Consider the following 19,883-nt stretch of genomic DNA (forward strand, 5'->3'; position numbering starts at 1 on the left):
GCCTCCGTCAGCTATTGCCGGGCGTGCCGTCATGCGCGGCGCGCACAGCGGCAACGATGTTCGAATACGCGCCGCAGCGGCAGACGTTGCCGCTCATGCGCTCGCGAATCTCGTCATCCGTCAGATGCGCTGGACGCATGCGAACATCCGCGCTGACGGTACTGACGGTGCCGTCGCGGAATTCGCTCAGCAGCGCGGTCGCCGAACACAATTGACCGGGCGTACAGTAGCCGCACTGAAACGCATCGTGTTCGACGAACGCGCGTTGAATCGGGCTCAACATGCCGTTGCTCGCGAGTCCTTCTACGGTCGTGATGGCTTCGCCTTCGTGCATCACAGCCAGCGTCAGGCATGAATTGATCCGGCGGCCGTCCGCGATCACCGTGCATGCGCCGCACTGGCCACGGTCGCAACCTTTCTTCGTGCCCATTAGTCCCGCGTATTCGCGCAGCGCATCGAGCAGCGTCACGCGCGGTTCGAGATGCAATGCATAGTCGCGGCCGTTCACGTTCAGTGTGACCGCGCGCGGCGGCGCGGACGGACGCGCTTCCGCAGGCGGCGCGACAGCGGGTGATTGCGCGCGCGCGTGCGGTGCTGCGCTTACGGCGGCAGCGGCCGCCGCCGATTGCAGGAAGCGCCTGCGCGCGGGGCGGCTCGGGGATGATTCGCACGCGGACGTCGCGCATTCATCACGCGTCGCGGCGTTCGAATCCTGGCATACGGGGACTTTGGACATGACGTTCTGCTCGCTCCGTGAAAGGTCGTTGCAGGCTGCGCGTACTGTCGGGACGAATGGGGAAGGCGAACGGCGCAGCGATATCGATGCGTCCAGCAATTTAAGTGCCTTGTTTACACGCGTTGCAGTGCGTTATGGCGCTGCGGGTCGGGCGCACTGACGACGACAAGCAATATAAACACGCGCCGCGGCCGCGCACGGTCGCAATCGCGAAAGACTGTGTTGTGTGGAATGCGGGGAGTGGGATGGGTTCGCATGCGTGTGGCGCATGCGTGCAACGGGGCATGCATGCGCATGCCCCGCGTACCGGCTTCAGTCGATGCCGTGAAATACCGCGTCGTCCGGACCGAGATACGCAGGCGGACGCCACGCGGCATCGCGCATCGAATGCTGGACCAGCCGTTCGACGCCGAGCAGTACCGCGAAGATCGCCATCCGGATCGGGATGCCGTTGTCGGTTTGACGGAAGATCGCGAGTCGCGAATCGTGATTCAGATCGACGCTCAGATCGTTCGCGCCGGGCCGGCTGTCGCGCGGCAACGGATGCATGATCAGCGTGTCGATGCCGCAGGCGGTATCGACCAGCGCCTGATTGATCTGGAAGTCGGGCGTATAGCCTTCGAACGATTCGTCGGTAAAGCGCTCTTTCTGGATGCGCGTTGCGTACACGACGTCTGCGCCGCGCAAGCCTTGCGAGAGGTCGTGGGTCTGCTCGATCACGTGGTCGTTACGCGAAATCTGCTCGATGATGTAGCTCGGCATTTCGAGCATCGGCGGCGAGATCAATGTGAACTTGATGCCGCGATACAGCGCGAGCAGTTTCACCAGCGAGTGCACCGTGCGCCCATATTTCAGGTCGCCGACCAGTGCGATATGTGCGCCGTCCACGATTTTCCCCAGCCGCGAAAACTCGCGCTGGATCGTGTACAGGTCGAGTAGCGCCTGGCTCGGATGTTCGCCGGGACCGTCGCCGCCGTTGATCACCGGCACGTTGGTCGCCCGCGCGAATTCCGCGACCGAGCCCTGGTCCGGATGACGGATCACGAGTGCGTCGACGTAGCCGCTCATCACGCGGCTGGTGTCGTAGATCGACTCGCCCTTCGCCATTGATGAAAACGTGAAGCCGGTGGTGTCGCACACCGAGCCGCCGAGACGGCAGAACGCCGCGCCGAAGCTGACGCGGGTTCGCGTGCTGGCTTCGAAGAACAGGTTGCCGAGCACCGCGCCTTCGAGCACGCGCGAGATTTTCCGGCGTCGTGCGATGGGCTGCATGATGTCCGCGACGCGAAACAGCGCTTCCACCGATTCCCGCGAGAACTGATCCACCGAAACCAGCTGCGGCTTGCCTTCATACAGCATCTGACTCGCCAGCGACTGCGAATCTACGCTTTGCGTATAGTTGTCGCGCGGTTCGGCTTGCACGATCTCCGACACGAAGCGCTCGACGATCTCCGGCATGGCCCGCGATTCCTGCGAATCGTCAGGTAAAAGCCAGGTGTCGAGTGCCCGGCGAGAGACGCCGATACGGGTCGCGAACGCGTCGCGCGTCATGTTCATGCGGCGCATCGCGTCGCGGAGGAAGGCTTGTTGCGGAACGCTCATCCGGGCCACCTGTTGTCTTGTTAAATGTACGCGGTGCGTATATTAGTTCGGCGCTGGATGAAGTCAAGATATTTCGCGTTTTGCGCAGGTTCGGGCGCGTCGTGACGTGGGCTCGTTGCGTGGTCTGTCACCAATGGTTTGCGGAAACGTTGCAAACGCGGCTAGACTAATGGGCATGCAAAACGGCCAAACGTCCTCGAATCGTCCGCTGCGCGTCGTCCTGACGACCGCCGCCGACGCACGTCGGGACGCGGCGGTTCGTGTCGTTGCCGGTTTCGAACCCGCGTACACGACCGGTTCCACGCCCGTTTTCGCTAAAGCCAAAAAACAGCCGCTCATCTGACCGGAGCTTGCTGTTCCGTCAGATGTGCGACGGAGCAGCCGGTCACAGTCCTCTTCGACTTCCCTGATTTGCTTGTCCTGCGCACCGCTGACGGTCCGATACGGTCGCGTTAGAGGTGAAGTCATGTCTATTTTTTCGGGTATCTGGGTGCCGTTGGTGACGCCGTTTGCCGATGGTGTCGTCGATCACGCGGCGTTGCGCGGACTGGTGCGGCTGTATCGCGACGCCGGTGTGTCCGGGCTGGTGGCGCTCGGCACGACCGGCGAACCGGCGTCGCTCGACGAAACCGAACAGCGCGCGGTGCTCGCGACCGTGCTCGCCGAGGCGGGCGCGCTGCCGGTTGTCGCCGGCGTGTCCGGCAACAACACCGCGAGCCTGCTCGCGCGGATCGCGGAACTCAACACGCTGCCGGTGGCGGGCGTGCTGGTGTCCGCGCCGTACTACATCCGGCCGTCGCAAGCGGGGATGATTGCCCATTTCACCGCGCTCGCCGACGCCAGCACGCGGCCCGTCGTCCTCTACGACATTCCGTACCGGACCGGCGTGCGGCTCGAACTCGACACGCTGCTGACGCTGGCCGCGCATCCGCGTATCGAGGCCATCAAGGATTGCGCCGGTTCGCTCGACACGACGCTCGCGCTGATTCAGGACGGCCGACTCCAGGTGCTCGCCGGTGACGATATCAATCTGTTCAACACGCTGTGTCTGGGTGGCAGCGGCGCGATCGCCGCGTCGGCGCATCTGTGGCCGGAGCGGTTCGTGGCGGTGTATCGCGCGTTGCAGGCCGGTCGGCTGGCCGACGCGCGGACCATGTTCTACACGCTCGTGCCGCTGATTCATGCGCTGACGTCGGAGCCGAATCCTGCGCCGGTGAAGGCGGCGCTCGCCGCGCAAGGGGCCTTGCACAACGCGCTGCGCGCCCCGTTGACGCCCGCGTCCGAAGCGCTGGCGTTGCGTTTGCGCGAGATGCTGGCGGCTTGATTCAAGCGTCGATCACGCTTGATCCGGGGTCGCTTCCGACCTGACCGACTTTGGCTGGACGCGGATTCATCGGTGATGAATCCGTGTGGATCGACGCGCCGTCGTGTCCCCGAATTTGAGATGCTGCTTCGACGAGGCCCGTCATAATTTGGCCCTCGTCTTTTCAAATATCGTCGGTTTTCGACGCAAGCAGCATGCTGTTCATCCTTATTGTGTCTTCTCCTCGTGATGTCGTGTGCGTGCTGCCGTGCGAAGGGAGCCGCTGATGGCGGCGATCGCCGGCACCGGCCGTAAGCTCAGCAGCGGCGACGTCCGCTTCGTCACGCGGCGCCGCGCGCTTGGCGTGACGCTTGCCGTCGCGTGTGCGGCCGCCGTGTTCGCGCTGGGCGTCGGCGTGGCGCTGGGCGCGTATTTTCTTCCGCGCGTTTTCCTGCGCGACGCGATCCACGATGCCGCCGTCGAACCCAAGACAAGCCGCGTCGAGCGCGACTACACGATCGACCAGCTCGGCAAACTCGACGCGTCCGTTGCGCAGATGGCGCCGCGAATCGCGCGTCTTGCGGCGCAGGTCGGCGCGCTGAGCAGTTTCGAGGCGCGGCTCGGGACGCCCCGGTCCGCGCCGCGTCCGGCTGTCGCGCCCGCTGGCGGTGGCAGTCGTGACGAAGACGCGGAGGGCGGTCCGTCGTTGCCGCCGCGCGATTGCGTCGCTCCGCCGGCGAAGCGCGCGCGTGTGGATGCGGCAGCGACGCGCCGGCAACTCGATTGCCTCGGCGCGATGCTATCGATGCTCGAACGCGACACGGCCGCGCACGCGATGGTCTACGCCGCCTTTCCCGGCCGGATGCCCGCCGATGGCGCGCGTTTCGGTTCGCCGTTCGGCAATCGCACCGATCCGTTCGACGGTCATCTCAGCTTTCATCCGGGCATCGATCTGGTCGCGCCGACCGGCACGCCGATTCTCGCGGCGGCAGGTGGTCGCGTGATTTTCGCCGGGCAGAAGAACGGCTACGGCAACTGCATCGAAATCGATCACGGCAACGGCCTGATCACCCGATACGGCCACGCGTCGCGACTCATCGCGCATCAAGGCGACCTCGTGCTGCCGCTTCAGCGCGTCGCCGATGTCGGCTCGACCGGTCGCTCGACCGGGCCGCATCTGCATTTCGAAGTGCTGGTGAACGGCGCACCCGTCGATCCCGCCGCCTATCTGATGCTGTTCGGCGGAGCGCGCAATGGCTGACCTCCGCGTTGCTCAGCGCGCTTACGCGTTGCAGCCGGTGCGATCGCGCGCGGTGCGCGTCGCGCGTTCGGTGCTCGCGTTCGTGATTGCCGCGGCGCTGGGCGCCGGCGCGCTGCACCTTTACGCGAGCGCGCATGCGACGTATGCCGACGCGTCGCCGGGTGCTTGCGTGACCGCGGCTCCCGTCGCGCGCGACGCGTTGCAGGCCGATCTCGAGCGTGCGCAACTCGCGCTGGCACAGGAGTCGGCGTCGCGGACAGCCGTGCAGAAATCGGCGGATGCGGCGGCCACCGAAGTCGCGCGGCTCAACGGCGAACTGCAATTCCTGCGCGGCCAGGCGCTCGCGCAGTCACCACGGACGCGTCGTTGACGACGCCAGGTTGATCGATCCGGCGCGCCGTCCGGACTTACCTGGCGCGCCGCAATTTTTATTTTTCAGTTAGAGATGGCTATGTTCAGCAAGAAAAAACCCACCGGCGTTCAGCACACCAGGCTCGCCACCCTGATCGCTCATGACGTGCGGATTGCGGGCGATATCGAGTTCAGCGACGGTTTGCGACTCGACGGCGCGGTGAAGGGCAACGTCTGCGGCAAGAGCGGCGTGCAAACCCTGCTCGTACTCAGCGATCGCGGGTCGATCGAAGGCAATGTGCATGGTTACGATGTCGTGGTGAACGGCAAGATCGTCGGCGATCTGATTGCCGATCACTTCGTCGAACTGCAACCGAACGCGCACGTGACGGGCAATATCTACTATCAGCAGTTGCGGATGGATGTGGGCGCATCGGTGGATGGCAAGCTCACGCGGCGCGAAGCGCCGTCGTCCGATGCGGACACCGGCGAGCCGCAAGCGGCGTGACACCAGCCGCGCGGAAAGCGAAACGGCGCACCACGTGGTGCGCCGTTTTGTTTTCTGGCGTGTGAAACAGGCTGCGCGCCGGTTCGTCAGGCGGCTTCGATCCGCTCTTTCAGCAGGTCGGCGAATGCGTCGGCGGTCAGTGGTCTGGCCAGCAGAAAGCCTTGCAGTTCGTCGCACGCCATCTCTTTGAGTTTGTCGCGCTGCGTTGCGGTTTCGACACCTTCGGCGACCACGTCCATATCGAGCGAGTGCGCCAGTGCGATGATCGCCGACACGATCGCCGCGCCGCCGGGGCCGCCGCTATCGAGACCGTTGGTGAAGAAGCGGTCGATCTTCAGTTGCTTGACGCGGAATCGCTGCAAATACGCGAGGCTCGAATAACCGGTGCCGAAATCGTCGATGGCGATTTCGAATCCGCATGCCTGAAATTCGCGGATCATTTCCGTCGTGCGCTGCGCGTCGGTCATCGCGACGGTCTCGGTGATCTCGAACATGATCTGTTCGCACGCAACGCCTTCCGCCTTCACGATCTCCAGAATTTTCGACACGAGCTTGGGCTGCGAAAGCTGACGCGGCGACAGGTTGATCGCCACCTTGACCTGCGGCAGGCCGTCGGCGGCCCACCGGCGAATCTGGCGGCACGTCTCGCGCACGACCCAATATCCGATCTGGACGATCTGCCCCGAACGTTCGGCAATCGGGATAAATTCGAGCGGGCCGAGCAGGCCGAGCTGAGGATGATTCAGCCGGATCAACGCTTCCGCGCCCGCCAGTTCGTCGCCGTCGCCACGGAATTTCGGCTGGAAATGCAGCGAGAAATATCCTTTGGTCATCGCGTCGTGCATCGCGTTCTGGATATTCAGCGTGCGGGTTGCCGCTTCGTTCATCTTCGCTTCGAAGAACCGGTACGTGCTGCGGCCGCCGCGTTTGGCTTCATACATCGCGGCGTCGGCGTTCTTCAGCAGTTCGTCGACGGTTTCGCCGTCTTGCGGAAACAGCGCAATCCCGATGCTCGGCATCACCTGCAACGGCTGGTTGTCGGTCCACACGCCTTTGCGCATCCGTTCCAGCACGGTTTCCGCGATCTTGCCCGCGTCGTCGTGACTCGTCAGGTTTTCCGACAACACGACGAATTCGTCGCCGCCGAGCCGCGCCACCGTGTCGCTGGAGCGCACGCACAGTTGCAGCCGCTGCGCGAACGACGCCAGCACTTCATCGCCGGCCGAATGTCCGAGCGAATCGTTGATCGTCTTGAAGCCGTCGAGGTCCATGAACAGGATCGCGAACATTCCCGAACGGCGGCGCGACTGATCGATCGCGCGTTCGATCCGTTCTTTCAGGGTCTTGCGGTTCGGCAGGCCGGTCAGCGTATCGATGGTGGCGAGCCGGACGATCTGTCCGTTCAGGCGGCTGACGGCGCCCATCAAGGTTGCCGCGCGTGCGTCGAGGCGTGACAGGATCAGCGTGAGCGCGATCACCGCGAGCGAAAACAGCGTGACGACGGCCGCCAGCCAGTGCGAGTCGACGCCGCCGGCCGCACCGCAAATCGAGCCGGCCGGGAAGCCGACGCCCTGCATGCCCGAGTAATGCATGCCGCTGATCGCGATAGCCATGATCAGCGCCGCCGCGCAGCGCTTGCCGAAGACGTTGTGCTGATCTTCGTCGCGCAAGGTACGCGCAATCCACAACGCCGCCGTCGCCGCACCGATCGCGATCACGATCGACGCCGCGTACCAGCCGGTCTGATAGTGGATCGCCGGGTCCATCTTCATTGCGGCCATGCCGGTGTAGTGCATGCCCGCGATGCCCAGTCCCATCAGCAGGCCGCCGCACAGCAGGTGCGGCGTGGTCAGTACCTTGCGCGTCGTGACGAACAGCGCGAAGTACGACACCACGATCGCGAGCGCGAGCGACAGCCCGGTGATCGCGAAATCGTAGCCGAGCGGGATCGGCAGCGAGTACGCGAGCATCGCGATGAAGTGCATCGACCAGATGCCGACGCCCATCGCCACGGCGCCGCCGGCGAGCCACGCGTGCCGCAGCATCGGCGAACCGACGCGCAGGATGCGGCCCGTCAGGTCGAGCGCGGTGTAAGACGCGAGCAACGCGACGACGAACGAGGTGGCGACAAGCCAGAGGTTGTAGGAACTGATGAGCATGAGAATTCCAGCCGCGAAAGGGTTTGCGGCTGCACATGTTATCGACCTCCAGCGGAAATAGTTGAGGACTTTCTGCGGTGAATTCTTTCTATTGCTGCAATTTTCTTTAGCGATCCGCCGATCCGGCCGTGTCGGGTCGCGGCGGCACGGCCAGTTCGAAGCCTTCATCTAGCCAGCCGGTCACGCCGCCGATCATGATTTTGACCGGGCGGCCCAGCCGTGCGAGCCGGATCGCGCCGCGCGTCGCGCCGTTGCAATGCGGTCCGGCGCAGTAGGTGACGAACAGCGTGCCCGGCGCGAAAGCCGTCAGTTTCGACTCGACGATCTTGCCGTGCGGCAGGTTGATCGCGCCCGGCACATGGCCTTGCGCGAACAGCGCCGGGCCGCGCACGTCGAGCAGGACGAAGCCGGGCGTCGCGCGTTGCAACGCGCTGGAAACATCGGCGCAATCGGTTTCGAAGCGCAGCGACGCCTCGAAGTGCGCGAGCGCCGACGCGGCGTCCGCAGCGGTCACGGCGGTGACGCTGTTGATACCGTCGTTTGAAGCGTCGTTTGAAACGACGTTTGAAGATGCTGCGACGACAGAACCGGCGAGTGTGGACATGACAGTGAGCCCCGAAAAGTTGAGTTGAAAATCGCGTCGATGAGGCTCCACTATCGCCTGCGCCCACTTCTGGCGACAGTGGCGTAATCGTCAATCTTCGGTAACATCACGCCATGCACAATCACCTCGTCGTTGCGCTGGTCTACGACCGGCTCTGCACCTTCGAATTCGGCTGCGTGACCGAAATGTTCGCGCTCGAGCGTCCGGAACTGGAGCGCGACTGGTATCGCTTCGCCGTCTGCGCCGCCGAGCCGGGGCCAATCCGCGCGGCCGGCGGGATCACGCTATCCGCGCCTTACACGCTGCAGATGCTGGATCGCGCGGACACCATCGTCGTGCCCGGCTGGCGCGATCACACTGAACTGCCGCCCGAGCCGCTACTGAAGAAAATCCGCGCGGCATCGCGGCGCGGCGCGCGGCTGTGCTCGATCTGTTCGGGCGTGTTCGTGCTCGCGGCAGCGGGTGTGCTCGACGGCAAGACGGTGACGACGCACTGGCGTTACGCGGACGCGTTGCAACGGCGTTATCCGGCGCTGCGTGTCCAGCCGGACGCGTTGTATGTCGATGAAGGGCAGGTGATCACGTCGGCGGGATCGGCGGCCGGGCTGGATATGCTGCTGCATCTGGTGCGCCGCGACCACGGCGGCGCGGTCGCGAACCGCGTCGCGCAACGGCTGGTGGTGCCGCCGCATCGCGAGGGCGGACAGGCGCAGTTCGTCCCGCGTCCGATGCCGCGCGACGAAAGCGGGCGGCTCGCCCGGCTGATGGACTGGGTCCGCGCGAATCCCGCGCTGCCGCACACGCTGACCACGCTCGCCGAGCGCGCGGCGATGAGTCCTCGCACGCTGCAACGGCAGTTTCGCGACACGACCGGCATGGCCCCTTACGACTGGCTGCTGCGCGAACGGGTCGCGGTCGCGCGCGAGTTGCTCGAAGCCGCGTCGCCGCTGCCGATGGCGCGTGTCGCGCAACTCGCCGGCTTCGGTTCCGAAGAGTCGTTACGACGCCATTTCCGGCGTATCGCGTTGACGAGTCCAGGCGCGTATCGCAAGGAATTCGGCGCGCACGGCGCTGAACTTTGACGCGAAGCGCTGCGCAGGGCATGCCTTTGCGCGCGGTTCCGTTCGCTATGCCACGCGCCGCGTGCGCTGTGCTTACCCGCGCCGGATCATTTTCTGTCACGATCATTAGACGAATCCAGGCAACCGCTGTCTAACGGACGCCCGGTGACTCACGTTGATGGTGTCCATCCATGACTACACGTCCCTTCGCTGCTGCAACCGCCGCTGCCGTGACTGCGGCGGCGATGGCTGCGATCGGCGTGCCGTCGGCCGGTGTGGCGCAAAGCGAGGGCACGGGCGCGCCGTCGCGTGCCGAGTTGTATCGCCGGCATTTGCTGGCCGGCACCGACGTGCCGTGCCGCACCAATGCGTCGTGCGCGGCATTGGGCGCCGAAGCGCTCGAAGCCGGACGGCTCGACGACGCCAAAGCGCTGATCGCGATGGAAGCGCAACTCGCCGACGCCGCGAGCCTCGAAGCCGCCGACCAGAACGCGTGGAAAGCGATCGTCGTCGCGCAGGCGCGCGCGGCGATGGCGTTCGTCCATCAAGGCGATCTCGAAGTGCGGCTTGGCGCGTGGACCAACGCCCGCGCGTATTACCGCAGCGCGATCGGGCGCGGCAACGACTATCCCGACGACCCATCGCTGGCGCGTGCCGTCCAGCTCGCGCGTGCGCGTTATCAGGCGATCGCGCACAAGAGCGTGATCGCGGGGCTGCCCGCATCGGGCGCGCGGTTCGAGCGCTATCTGTCGCCGGGTGCGCGTGATGTCGTGACGTTGACGCCGGTGAAAGGGCGGCGCGGCGTGTACCGGATCGACGGCAGTTTTCTCGACCCGGTCGTATCGAACGACGGCTGGCCGCGCGCGAATACCGGTAGCGTGATCGCGTATCTGCGCTTTTACGACGGCGTCGCGCGCGTGCCGCTTGCCGAAGGCCATAATGGCACCGACGCCGCGCCGCTGGACGCGACCGCACGCATTGCTGACATCGGCGCGGCGCGACGTCAGCGCGAGCGTTGCGTGATCGAATTCGATCTCAGCGCGCCCGAAACGCTGGACGTCGTGACGCACGGTCCGCTGGTGCTGTGCGGCTTTGGACTCAACGTCATCGCGGATGGTCGCTACTATCTGAAGAGCGGCACGTAAGATCGAAAAGGAAACCCGGATGTCCGACACTGTCGAAGCGATCGCCACCTATAACGCCGGTCGCGATCCCGAGCGTTTGCGGATGAAGTACAGCGCGATGCGCACGACGCCATTCGTGTTTTTACGCGGTACATGTCATCTGTTTTACGCGCATCTGCCGCCGGCCACGGTGCTCGACGATGCACCGCCGGTCTGGATCTGCGGTGACATGCATCTGGAAAATTTCGGTAGTTACAAGGCCGATAACCGGCTGATCTACTTCGACATCAACGACTTCGACGAGGCGTGCGTCGCGCCTGCGCCGTACGAAATGGTGCGCCTGCTGACGAGTCTGCTGATCGGCGCGGACGACCTGAAGGTGAGTCGCGCGCAGGCGCTTGCGCTTTGCCACGCGACGCTCGACGCATATAGCACCGCGCTCGGATTCGGCAAGGCGCGGTGGATCGAGGAAGAGACCGCAAGCGGGCTGGTCGGTGAACTGTTTGCGGCGCTGCATACGCGTAAGCGCGTCGATCATCTGAACCGGCGAACGGAGCTGAAGGACAAAAAGCGCGTGCTGCGCGTGGACGGGAAAAAAGCGTTGCCGCTCGACCCGAAACGCAAGCAGCAGGTGATCGCTTTCATCGATCGCTTTGCGAGCCAGGAAAGCGATCCGGCTTTCTTCAAGGTACTCGACGTCGCGCGACGGATTGCGGGAACCGGCAGTCTCGGCGTGGACCGCTATGTGATTCTCGTCGAAGGGAAAGGCTCGCCGGACGGCAACTATCTGATCGATCTGAAACAGACGTTGCGTTCATCCGTGGTGCCGCGTCTGACGACAACGCAACCCGTATGGAGTACACAGGCGCAACGTGTGGTCGAGGTTCAGCGGCGTTGTCAGGTCGTGTCGCAAGCCTTCCTGCATGCAGTGGAATGCGATGGACAGCCGTATGTGTTGCGCAGTTTGCAGCCGTCCGAAGATCGCGTCGCGCTGGCCGAATGGAACGGCAAATTGCCGCGACTCGAAGCAGTGGTCAGGACGATGGGTGAACTCGCCGCATGGGCCCAATTGCGCAGCGGCGGCCGTCAGGGATCGGCGATTGCCGACGATCTGATCGCCTATGGCAACCGGCGCGACTGGCAGGCGCCGTTGATCGATCTTGCGTTGAAATGCGAAGCGCAAGTGCAGGCTGACTGGAAAGCCTATTGCGATGCTTTCGATCGCGGCGAGTTCAAGGTTTAAGGTCTTTAGTGTTTTAGCGCTTTAGTACTTTAGTGCCTTGGTACTTTGAGCCTTCCGGCATATCGACGCGTCACGTGCTAAGCCACCTGACTCGTGTGCGCGTGAATGGGCGCGGCGACGCTATCCGATCCACGCATCAACGGCAAACGCACGATAAATTCCGCACCGGCGCGCGACGTGTCGCTAAACGCATCGACCGTGCCGCCATGCGCGAGCACGATATCGCGCACCACCGACAAGCCGATGCCCAGTCCTTTCTTGCACGAACGACCCGCTTGACCGCGTGAATACGGCTTGAAGATCGAAGGCAGATCTTCAACCGATATACCGACGCCGTCGTCACGCACGGTGATATAGCAATGACGTCCCGCGCGCGTCGCGTGAATTTCGACCGTGCCATCCATCGACGAGTACTTCAACGCGTTGACCAGCAGATTCACGAACACTTGCGTGAGCTGGCTAAAGTCGCCTTGCAGATTCAGCGATTCGTCGGACGCATTGAATCGGATCGGCGCATGCATCGGCACGTTCGCATGCGCGACGTCGATACAGTGTGCGATCAGTTCGTTAAGCGCGACGCTTGCACAGCGCCGTTTCGCTGTCGTTTCCGCGCGCGATGCGAGGCTGCTTGGCGGCGCGTCGGATTCGTGGGTCGGCGTGTGGTCGGGCGCGATGAGCCGCTCGGCAAGTTGCGCAAGCAATGCGGTCTGGCGCGACAGCAACAACGCATAGCGCTGCAATTGCGGATCGTCCGCGTACTGTGTCGTCAGCAAGCGCGCCACCAGCGAAAGCGGCGTGATCGCATTACGCATCTCATGACCGATCAGCGGTGTCAGCGCACGTTGGGTCGCCATGCCGTCGTCGTTTGCTTCCGCGTTGGAGTGGGCATTGGCATTGACATTGCATGCGACCGGCGAATGCTTTTCCGCGCGCGATGAACGCACGGCACGCGGCGTCAGCACCGCGTCGTGCACGCGCTCGACATCGCGTGTCTGCTCGGCGCGTAACTGCGCGACGCAGTACGTGCATAAGCCGATTACCGGTCGATACGCGAGCCGTTCCTTGACCGATGCCTCGTAGTCGATCAGCGCGGTCCAGTCGGTCGAGCTGTCGCAGACGGCATCGCCGACCACGCGCAAGCCGTCGAAGCCGCGGCCCAATGCGTCGTCGATTGCGCGCGACCATAAGCCGACCGTCGCACCACTGTCGAAGGGCTTGTCGGGATTCGAATAGGTTTGCGCGCCGTCGAGTATCTGCAACTGTCCCGACGCGAGATAGTCGCGCAGCGCAGGTGCGCTGCGGACCAGCATATGCTGGGCTTTATCGACGCCGAGAACGACCGGCGCAACCCAGATCGCAGCTTCGCGATTCGACAGTCCTGCATGCAGAAACTCGCCGGTGACGCTCAACAACTCGTCACGCGATTCGTAGAAGTGGCAAAGGTGCGTGCCCCACTGCAAGGGACCGACATTAGCAAAGCCGCTATGGCGAGAGCCAGCGCTCATCGTTTCCCCGGTTCTATGTTTAAGCACTGAACGGACAACGCGCGACGCGTTGCGCTGTCAACGCCGGATACGGTGCGCTGTTCCGGTGGTGGTTCGGTCCCGTCTGCCAGCGGAAATCGATTTCAGGCTGGCCAACCCGTTGTGCGAATGTCCTTTTATTGGCGTCTTGCATCGGACTCGGCAAGACGTTCCAAGGTCGAGCCTCAAACGTACTTGACCACATACTGGGTAAGAATTGTCGTTTTCCCTAACGGGTACGTTTCATGCGGGTGACTTTATTGTGTGCTTAAGAATCAGCGCTTTACCGTCGCGACGAGTGGAAGCGCTTCCTTAGTCAAGAGCGAAACATGGCTACGCATTTCAAACTGCACGACCCGGTCGAGTGGAACACGCCGCAAGGCATGACGACGGGAAAAATCGTGCGTGTCATCACCTCTCATACGACACTCGACGGACACCCCGTCGCCGCATCGAAAGATGATCCGCATTACGAAGTAGAAAGCGACAAGAGCGGCAAGCACGCCGTTCATCGTGGCGACGCGCTAAAGCGTCGTTAATCCGCACACGTCTTCTCCAGACAAACCCGTATTGCTGCCGCAAGAGCGCGGCTGATACTGTGCGCAGGTCATTGTGGAAGCGCTTCCACTCACCCGGTTCAACGACCTCGCGCAGGAGAATCCGTGGCACACGACGCAGCTTTCTCTTCCAGCCATTCCTCTTTCGATCCCTCATCCGAAGCGTTGACGCCGCCAGGCGACTCATCGCTATGGCGCAAAGACTTCCTGCTCGGCGCAGCGACCGCGGCGTATCAGATCGAAGGTGCGGCCACGGAAGACGGCCGGCTCGCATCGATCTGGGACACGTTCTCCGCGATTCCCGGCAAGGTGCTGGCGGGTGACACCGGTGCGGTCGCGTGCGATCACTATCATCGATGGGAAAGCGATCTCGATCTGCTGACGTCCCTCAACTTCGAAGCGTACCGGCTGTCGATTGCGTGGCCGCGTGTGATGGACGAAGCAGGGCGGCCGAACCGGAAAGGACTCGATTTTTACAAGCGTCTGCTAGGCACGCTGAAAGACAAAGGCCTGCAAACGTTCGTCACGCTGTATCACTGGGACTTGCCGCAGCATCTCGAAGATCGCGGCGGCTGGTTGAATCGCGATATCGTGTATCGCTTTGCCGATTACGCCGACCTGATGAGCCGCGAACTCGCGGGCCACGTCGATGCATGGGCGACCTTGAACGAGCCGTGGTGTTCCGCGTTTCTCGGTTACGGCAATGGTCATCATGCGCCCGGACTCGCCGACGGCCGCTTTGCGACGCAAGCAATGCATCATCTATTGCTGGCGCATGGCATGGCCGTGCCGGTCTTGCGCGCGAACGACCCGGCTTCTAAAAAGGGCATCGTCGCGAACATCGGCCGGGGTTCGGCGAACTCGTCGAGTGCCGCCGATGGGCGCGCCGCGCATCTGTTCGAAGTGCAGCATAACGCGTGGGTGCTCGATCCTTTGCTCAAGGGCGAGTATCCGCAAGACTTGTGGCACTTGTGGCCGGGCACCGAACCGCTGGTGCTCGAAGGCGATCCGAAAACCATTGCCGCACCACTCGATTTTCTGGGGATCAATTACTATTTCCGCACCAACGTCGAAAGCGACGGCGGGCATGGGATGGTCGAAGTGCCGCTCGAAGGCGTCGAGCGTACCCAGATGGGATGGGAAGTGTATCCGGACGGTTTGCGCGACCTGCTGATCGGTTTTAACCGTACCTATCCGAACCTGCCGCCGATCTACATCACCGAAAACGGCATGGCGTCGGACGATCAGGTGATCGACGGGCAGGTGAACGATCTGCAGCGCATTGCGTTTCTGAAACGCCACTTCGCCGCTGTCGATGCGGCGATCAAGGAAGGCGTGGATATTCGCGGCTATTTCGTGTGGTCGCTGATGGACAACTTCGAATGGGCGTTCGGCTATGAACGCCGCTTCGGTGTCGTGCATGTCGATTACGACACGCAACGACGCACGCCCAAACGCAGTGCGCAACTGATCGCGAAGTTCCTGAGCGAGCGTGCGGCGAAGGCTTGAATCTGTTTAGCTGATTTGCATTCGACTTGCCAACACGGGCGAAAAGCCTGGAGGAGACGGGATGAACAGCAGAAGAAAGCTGGCGTTGAGCGGTATCGCGATTGCTCTTGCGCTGAACGGCATCATCGCCCACGCCGAACCGTTGAAGGCCAACGTGATTCACTGGTGGACGTCGGGCGGCGAGTCCGCGGCGATTCGCCAGTTCGCGGACGCTTACGACAAGGCCGGCGGTCAATGGGTCGATAACGCCGTGGCCGGTGCCGATCAGGCGCGCGCCACTGCGATCAACCGTATCGTCGGCGGCGATCCGCCCACTGCTGCGCAGTTCAATACGTCGAAGCAGTTTCACGATCTGATCGATCAAGGCTTGCTCAATAACGTCGATGCGGTCGCTGCGAAAGAAAACTGGAACGGCATTTTCCCGCCGTCGATTCTCGATAGCATCAAGGTCAACGGACACTTCTATGCAGCGCCGGTCGATATACATATGCCGGCCTGGTACTTTTATTCAAAGCCCGCATTCCAGAAGGCCGGCATTGCGGGCGAGCCTAAAGACTTTAGCGAGTTTGTCGGCGATCTCGACAAGCTGAAGAAAGCCGGTGTGATTCCACTGGCGCTAGGCGGACAGCCGTGGCAAGAGAAAATCACGTTCGACGCGGTGTTTGCCGATGTCGGTGGACCGGACCTGTATCTGAAGGTCTATCGTGACCGGGATGCGAATGCCGTGAAGTCCGACGCTTTCAGGAAAGTACTCGCGTCGTTCAAGAAGCTGCATGACTACGTTGACCCGGGTTCGCCGAATCGCAACTGGAACGATGCGACCGCTTTAGTGATTTCCGGCAAGGCGGGCGTGCAGATTATGGGCGATTGGGCCAAGGGCGAATTCTCGGCCGCGAAGCAGAGCGCCGGCAAGGATTTCGGTTGCTTCCCCGGCTTCGGTCCGCACTCGCCGTATCTGGTCGCGGGTGACGTATTCGTGTTTCCGAAAACCGACAACGCAAACGCGATCAAGGCGCAAAACCTGTTGGCCACGGTGATGACGTCGCCTGCCGCACAAGTGGCATTCAGCGCGAGAAAAGGCTCGATTCCGATTCGGCCGGATGTCGACGATTCGAGTCTCGACATGTGTGCCAAAGCGGGCATTGCGATTATGAAAGACAAGTCGCGCCAATTGCCGAATCCGGAAATGCTGGTGTCGCCCGACGTGCAAGGCGCACTCACCGACGTCATCACTAACTTCTGGAACAAGAACCAGTCGGTCGACGACGCGCAAAAGGCTTTTGCCGGCGCGCTCAAGGGCTGAGTACCGACATGGGCGCGCTCAAATCATCCGTGCTGCATCGACCGGCTCATGCTTCCGCCGGCGCGCCGGTTGCGAAGCGGCGCGCCCGGCCTTTGCGCAAGCGTGCATCGTTGGCGGTGTGGATTGCATTACTGCCGATGATCGTCACCGTGCTGTTCGCCTATCTCGGCACGATGATTTGGACCGCCCGCGTGTCGTTCAGCAATTCGCGAACCTTTCCGTCGAGCGATTTCGTCGGGTTTGCGCAGTACGTCAGGCTGTTTCATAACGACCGCTGGTTGCTGTCGCTGCAAAACATCGTGGTGTACGGCGCGTGCTTTATCGTCGCGTGTCTGGTGATCGGCTTGCTGCTCGCAATTTTTATCGATCAGCGCGTGATGGCCGAAGGTGTGTTGCGCACGGTGTTTCTCTATCCGTATGCGATGTCGTTCGTCGCGACCGGACTCGTGTGGCAATGGATCCTCAATCCTGAACTCGGCGCGCAAGCGGTATTGCACAGGATCGGACTGACCAACGTGCATCTGGACTGGATCGTCGATCAGGATCGGGTCATTTACACCGTTGTCATTGCAACCGTCTGGCAGGCATCGGGACTCGTGATGGCGCTGCTGCTCGCCGGCTTGCGCGGTATCGACGACGAGTTGTGGAAGGCGGCGCGTATCGACGGTATTCCGCGTTGGCGGGTGTACGCGAGCATCGTCGTGCCGATGCTCGGGCCGTCGATGTCCACCGCGTTCGTGTTGCTGTTCGTGATGGTCGTGAAGCTGTACGACGCGGTCGTCGCGATGACGCAAGGCGGTCCTGGCACCGCGAGCGAAGTGCCCGCGAAATTCATCATGGATTATCTGTTCGGTCGCGCGAACATTGGGCTTGCATCGGCCGCGTCGATTGTGTTGCTGACTACGGTGCTGGCGATTCTCGCGCCGTTCTTCTACGCGCGCAGTCGCGCGGCTTTGCGAAAGGACGTCTGATGAGCACGCTCGATCCCGCCGCGCTGACGCGCCCGCACCGAAGAAAGCCGAAGCGCATGACGCCGGCACGGCTCGGCGTCTATGGCTTTCTGATTATCTCGGCGCTGTTTTTTCTGCTGCCCTTGTATGTGATGCTGATTACGTCGGTCAAACCGATGGCGGAAATCCGGCTGGGCAATCTGCTTGCGTGGCCCGCGCATCTGACGCTGGAACCGTGGAGCGTCGCATGGCAATCCGCGTGTACCGGACTCGATTGCAACGGCATTCGTGTTGGATTCTGGAACTCGGTGCGTATCGTCGTGCCGAGTACGGTGCTGTCTATCCTGATCGGGGCGGTCAACGGTTATGCGTTGTCGTTCTGGCGTCCGCGTGGTGCGGGCTGGCTATTCGGCGTGCTGCTGATGGGCGCGTTCATTCCGGTGCAGGTGATGGTGTATCCGCTGGTTCGCGTGCTGGCCAGTGTTCACCTGTTCAGTTCACTGCCGGGCATCGTGGCGATCCACACGATCTTCGGCATGCCGATCATGACGCTGCTGTTTCGCAATTACTACGCGAGTATTCCGCTCGAACTGTTCAAGGCCGCGCGCATCGACGGCGGCGGATTCTGGCGCATTTTCATTCAGCTGATGTTGCCGATGTCCACGCCGATCATCGTCGTCGCGGTGATCATGCAAGTGACCGGAATCTGGAACGACTTCATTTTAGGGCTTGTTTTTGCGGGTACGAAGAACCTGCCGATGACGGTTCAGCTCAACAACATCATCAACACGACTACCGGCGAGCGGCTTTACAACGTCAATATGGCGGCGACGATACTCACGTCGATGGTGCCGCTTGCGATCTACTTCATCTCGGGCCGCTGGTTCGTTCGCGGCATTGCTTCCGGCGCAGTCAAAGGCTAGCTCATGTCTACCGCTACCGCATCCAGTGTGTCTTACCCGCCGCGCGCGAACGTCGCGGTTCGCGATCTGAAGATCGAGCTTGGCGCGAATACGGTGATCGATGCACTCGACCTCGGCGTGCGTGCGGGCGAGTTCGTCGTGCTGCTCGGCCCGTCCGGTTGCGGCAAGTCGACGTTGCTGCACAGCATCGCGGGCCTGATCGACGTGAGCGCGGGCAGCATCGAGATCGGCGGCGAGGATATGACGTGGGCCGACCCGAAAGATCGCCGGATAGCGCTTGTTTTCCAATCGTATGCGCTGTATCCGACCATGAGCGTCGAGCGCAACCTGTCGTTTGCATTGCGGATCAATGGCACGCCGAAAGCGGAAATCGAGCGGCGCGTGGCGCGTGCATCGGAGATGCTGCAACTCGGGCCGCTACTCAAGCGCAAGCCGTCGCAACTGTCGGGTGGACAACGGCAACGGGTTGCAATCGGACGCGCGATCGTTCGCGAGGCCGACGTATTTCTGTTCGACGAACCGCTGTCGAATCTCGATGCCAAACTGCGCACCGAATTGCGCCGCGAGTTGAAGCAACTGCATCAGCGCCTTGGCGCAACGATGATCTATGTCACACACGATCAGGTCGAAGCAATGACGCTCGCCACGCGAATGGCCGTCATGCGGCACGGCGTGATCCATCAGTTCGGCACGCCCGCCGAAGTCTATGCACGGCCGGCGAATCTTTTTGTCGCAAGTTTTCTCGGCTCGCCTGCGATGAATTTATTGCACGGTCAGATTCACCGGCTGGGCGATGATGTGCGCTTGCGAACACCGTATCTCGACCTCGACGTGTCACGCTATGCCTTTGCGAAATCGCCTGACGAAAAGCACGCGTGCGTGCTCGGTATCCGGCCGGAAGATGTGAAACTCGTCGCGACCGGTTCGGAGGAGGGCGCGACTGCACTGACGAATAGTCAGCAAGGGGTGGTGTCGCTCGTCGAACCGATGGGTAATCATCAGGTCGTGTGGATCGATTTCCAAGGCACGCAGATTGCGGCGGTCGATCAGCATAAGACCGCGATCGCCGCAGGCGATTTCGTCAGATTTACGCTGGACGTCGCGCATATTTCGGTATTCGACGAGGCGAGCGGTGCGCGCTTGTGATGATCGGGAACGGGCTGCAA

18 protein-coding genes are annotated in these 19,883 nt (G+C 62.5%); 13 read left to right on the top strand and 5 right to left on the bottom strand.

The genetic code is table 11. The features are described 5' to 3' along the window. Positions 1-7 precede the first annotated feature (7 nt). Both PW947_RS17680 and PW947_RS17685 read right to left on the bottom strand, forming a co-directional pair. Entirely contained in the window at positions 8-736 is a 729-nt protein-coding gene (locus PW947_RS17680; protein ID WP_299633636.1) for a 2Fe-2S iron-sulfur cluster-binding protein, read from the bottom strand. Positions 737-1,048: 312 nt separating this feature from the next. After that, positions 1,049-2,338 carry an aspartate carbamoyltransferase gene (locus PW947_RS17685; RefSeq protein ID WP_299633637.1) on the bottom strand — a complete coding sequence of 430 codons (1,290 nt, stop codon included), beginning with the start codon at positions 2,336-2,338 and terminating at the stop codon, positions 1,049-1,051. Positions 2,339-2,804: 466 nt separating this feature from the next. Between PW947_RS17685 and dapA the strand changes: the two genes are divergently transcribed. From dapA to PW947_RS17705, 4 genes are all read left to right on the top strand, one after another. Further along, positions 2,805-3,662 carry a 4-hydroxy-tetrahydrodipicolinate synthase gene (gene dapA / locus PW947_RS17690; protein ID WP_299633638.1) on the top strand — a complete coding sequence of 286 codons (858 nt, stop codon included), beginning with the start codon at positions 2,805-2,807 and terminating at the stop codon, positions 3,660-3,662. Positions 3,663-3,927: 265 nt separating this feature from the next. Beyond that, positions 3,928-4,902, top strand: a complete 975-nt coding sequence (locus tag PW947_RS17695; RefSeq protein ID WP_299633639.1) for a M23 family metallopeptidase — start codon at positions 3,928-3,930, stop codon at positions 4,900-4,902. After that, a complete protein-coding gene (locus tag PW947_RS17700) occupies positions 4,895-5,272 on the top strand; it encodes a hypothetical protein (RefSeq protein WP_299633640.1) in 378 nt (125 codons plus the stop codon). The genes PW947_RS17695 and PW947_RS17700 overlap by 8 nt, the downstream gene beginning before the upstream one ends. 81 nt (positions 5,273-5,353) lie before the next feature. After that, entirely contained in the window at positions 5,354-5,761 is a 408-nt protein-coding gene (locus PW947_RS17705; protein ID WP_299633641.1) for a polymer-forming cytoskeletal protein, read from the top strand. Positions 5,762-5,847: 86 nt separating this feature from the next. Here the strand turns inward: PW947_RS17705 and PW947_RS17710 are convergent, their stop codons facing one another. Together PW947_RS17710 and PW947_RS17715 are read right to left on the bottom strand one after the other, a co-directional pair. Beyond that, positions 5,848-7,920, bottom strand: a complete 2,073-nt coding sequence (locus PW947_RS17710; RefSeq protein ID WP_299633642.1) for an EAL domain-containing protein — start codon at positions 7,918-7,920, stop codon at positions 5,848-5,850. A 106-nt stretch (positions 7,921-8,026) separates the two neighbouring features. Further along, entirely contained in the window at positions 8,027-8,524 is a 498-nt protein-coding gene (locus PW947_RS17715; protein WP_299633644.1) for a rhodanese-like domain-containing protein, read from the bottom strand. A gap of 113 nt (positions 8,525-8,637) precedes the next feature. Between PW947_RS17715 and ftrA the strand changes: the two genes are divergently transcribed. From ftrA to PW947_RS17730, 3 genes are all read left to right on the top strand, one after another. Further along, positions 8,638-9,606: a transcriptional regulator FtrA gene (gene ftrA / locus PW947_RS17720; protein WP_299633645.1), complete on the top strand. Its 969-nt coding sequence runs from the start codon at positions 8,638-8,640 to the stop codon at positions 9,604-9,606. A gap of 170 nt (positions 9,607-9,776) precedes the next feature. After that, complete coding sequence (locus PW947_RS17725) at positions 9,777-10,730, top strand: hypothetical protein (RefSeq protein WP_299633646.1); 954 nt, start codon at positions 9,777-9,779, stop codon at positions 10,728-10,730. Positions 10,731-10,749: 19 nt separating this feature from the next. Then, complete coding sequence (locus PW947_RS17730) at positions 10,750-11,952, top strand: DUF2252 domain-containing protein (protein WP_299633647.1); 1,203 nt, start codon at positions 10,750-10,752, stop codon at positions 11,950-11,952. Positions 11,953-12,029: 77 nt separating this feature from the next. On the opposite strand, the gene PW947_RS17735 is transcribed toward PW947_RS17730, so the two are convergent. Then, entirely contained in the window at positions 12,030-13,457 is a 1,428-nt protein-coding gene (locus PW947_RS17735; protein WP_299633648.1) for an MEDS domain-containing protein, read from the bottom strand. Between the two features lie 347 nt (positions 13,458-13,804). On the opposite strand from PW947_RS17735, the gene PW947_RS17740 reads away from it, so the two are divergent. The 6 genes from PW947_RS17740 to PW947_RS17765 all read left to right on the top strand — a co-directional run bounded on the left by PW947_RS17740 (position 13,805) and on the right by PW947_RS17765 (position 19,863). Continuing rightward, complete coding sequence (locus tag PW947_RS17740) at positions 13,805-14,014, top strand: DUF2945 domain-containing protein (protein WP_299633649.1); 210 nt, start codon at positions 13,805-13,807, stop codon at positions 14,012-14,014. Between the two features lie 123 nt (positions 14,015-14,137). Next, positions 14,138-15,541, top strand: a complete 1,404-nt coding sequence (locus tag PW947_RS17745) for a GH1 family beta-glucosidase (RefSeq protein WP_299633650.1) — start codon at positions 14,138-14,140, stop codon at positions 15,539-15,541. Positions 15,542-15,602: 61 nt separating this feature from the next. After that, positions 15,603-16,844 carry an ABC transporter substrate-binding protein gene (locus PW947_RS17750; protein WP_299633651.1) on the top strand — a complete coding sequence of 414 codons (1,242 nt, stop codon included), beginning with the start codon at positions 15,603-15,605 and terminating at the stop codon, positions 16,842-16,844. 137 nt (positions 16,845-16,981) lie between these two features. Beyond that, positions 16,982-17,815: a sugar ABC transporter permease gene (locus PW947_RS17755; RefSeq protein WP_299633696.1), complete on the top strand. Its 834-nt coding sequence runs from the start codon at positions 16,982-16,984 to the stop codon at positions 17,813-17,815. Beyond that, the gene (locus PW947_RS17760; protein WP_299633652.1) at positions 17,815-18,717 is read left to right on the top strand and encodes a carbohydrate ABC transporter permease; all 903 of its coding nucleotides are present in this window, start codon (positions 17,815-17,817) and stop codon (positions 18,715-18,717) included. Before PW947_RS17755 ends, PW947_RS17760 begins: the two co-directional genes overlap by 1 nt. A gap of 3 nt (positions 18,718-18,720) precedes the next feature. Beyond that, positions 18,721-19,863, top strand: a complete 1,143-nt coding sequence (locus PW947_RS17765; protein WP_299633653.1) for an ABC transporter ATP-binding protein — start codon at positions 18,721-18,723, stop codon at positions 19,861-19,863. Positions 19,864-19,883: the final 20 nt, after the last annotated feature.

Source organism: Paraburkholderia sp. (assembly GCF_028283785.1).
Taxonomy (GTDB): domain Bacteria; phylum Pseudomonadota; class Gammaproteobacteria; order Burkholderiales; family Burkholderiaceae; genus Paraburkholderia.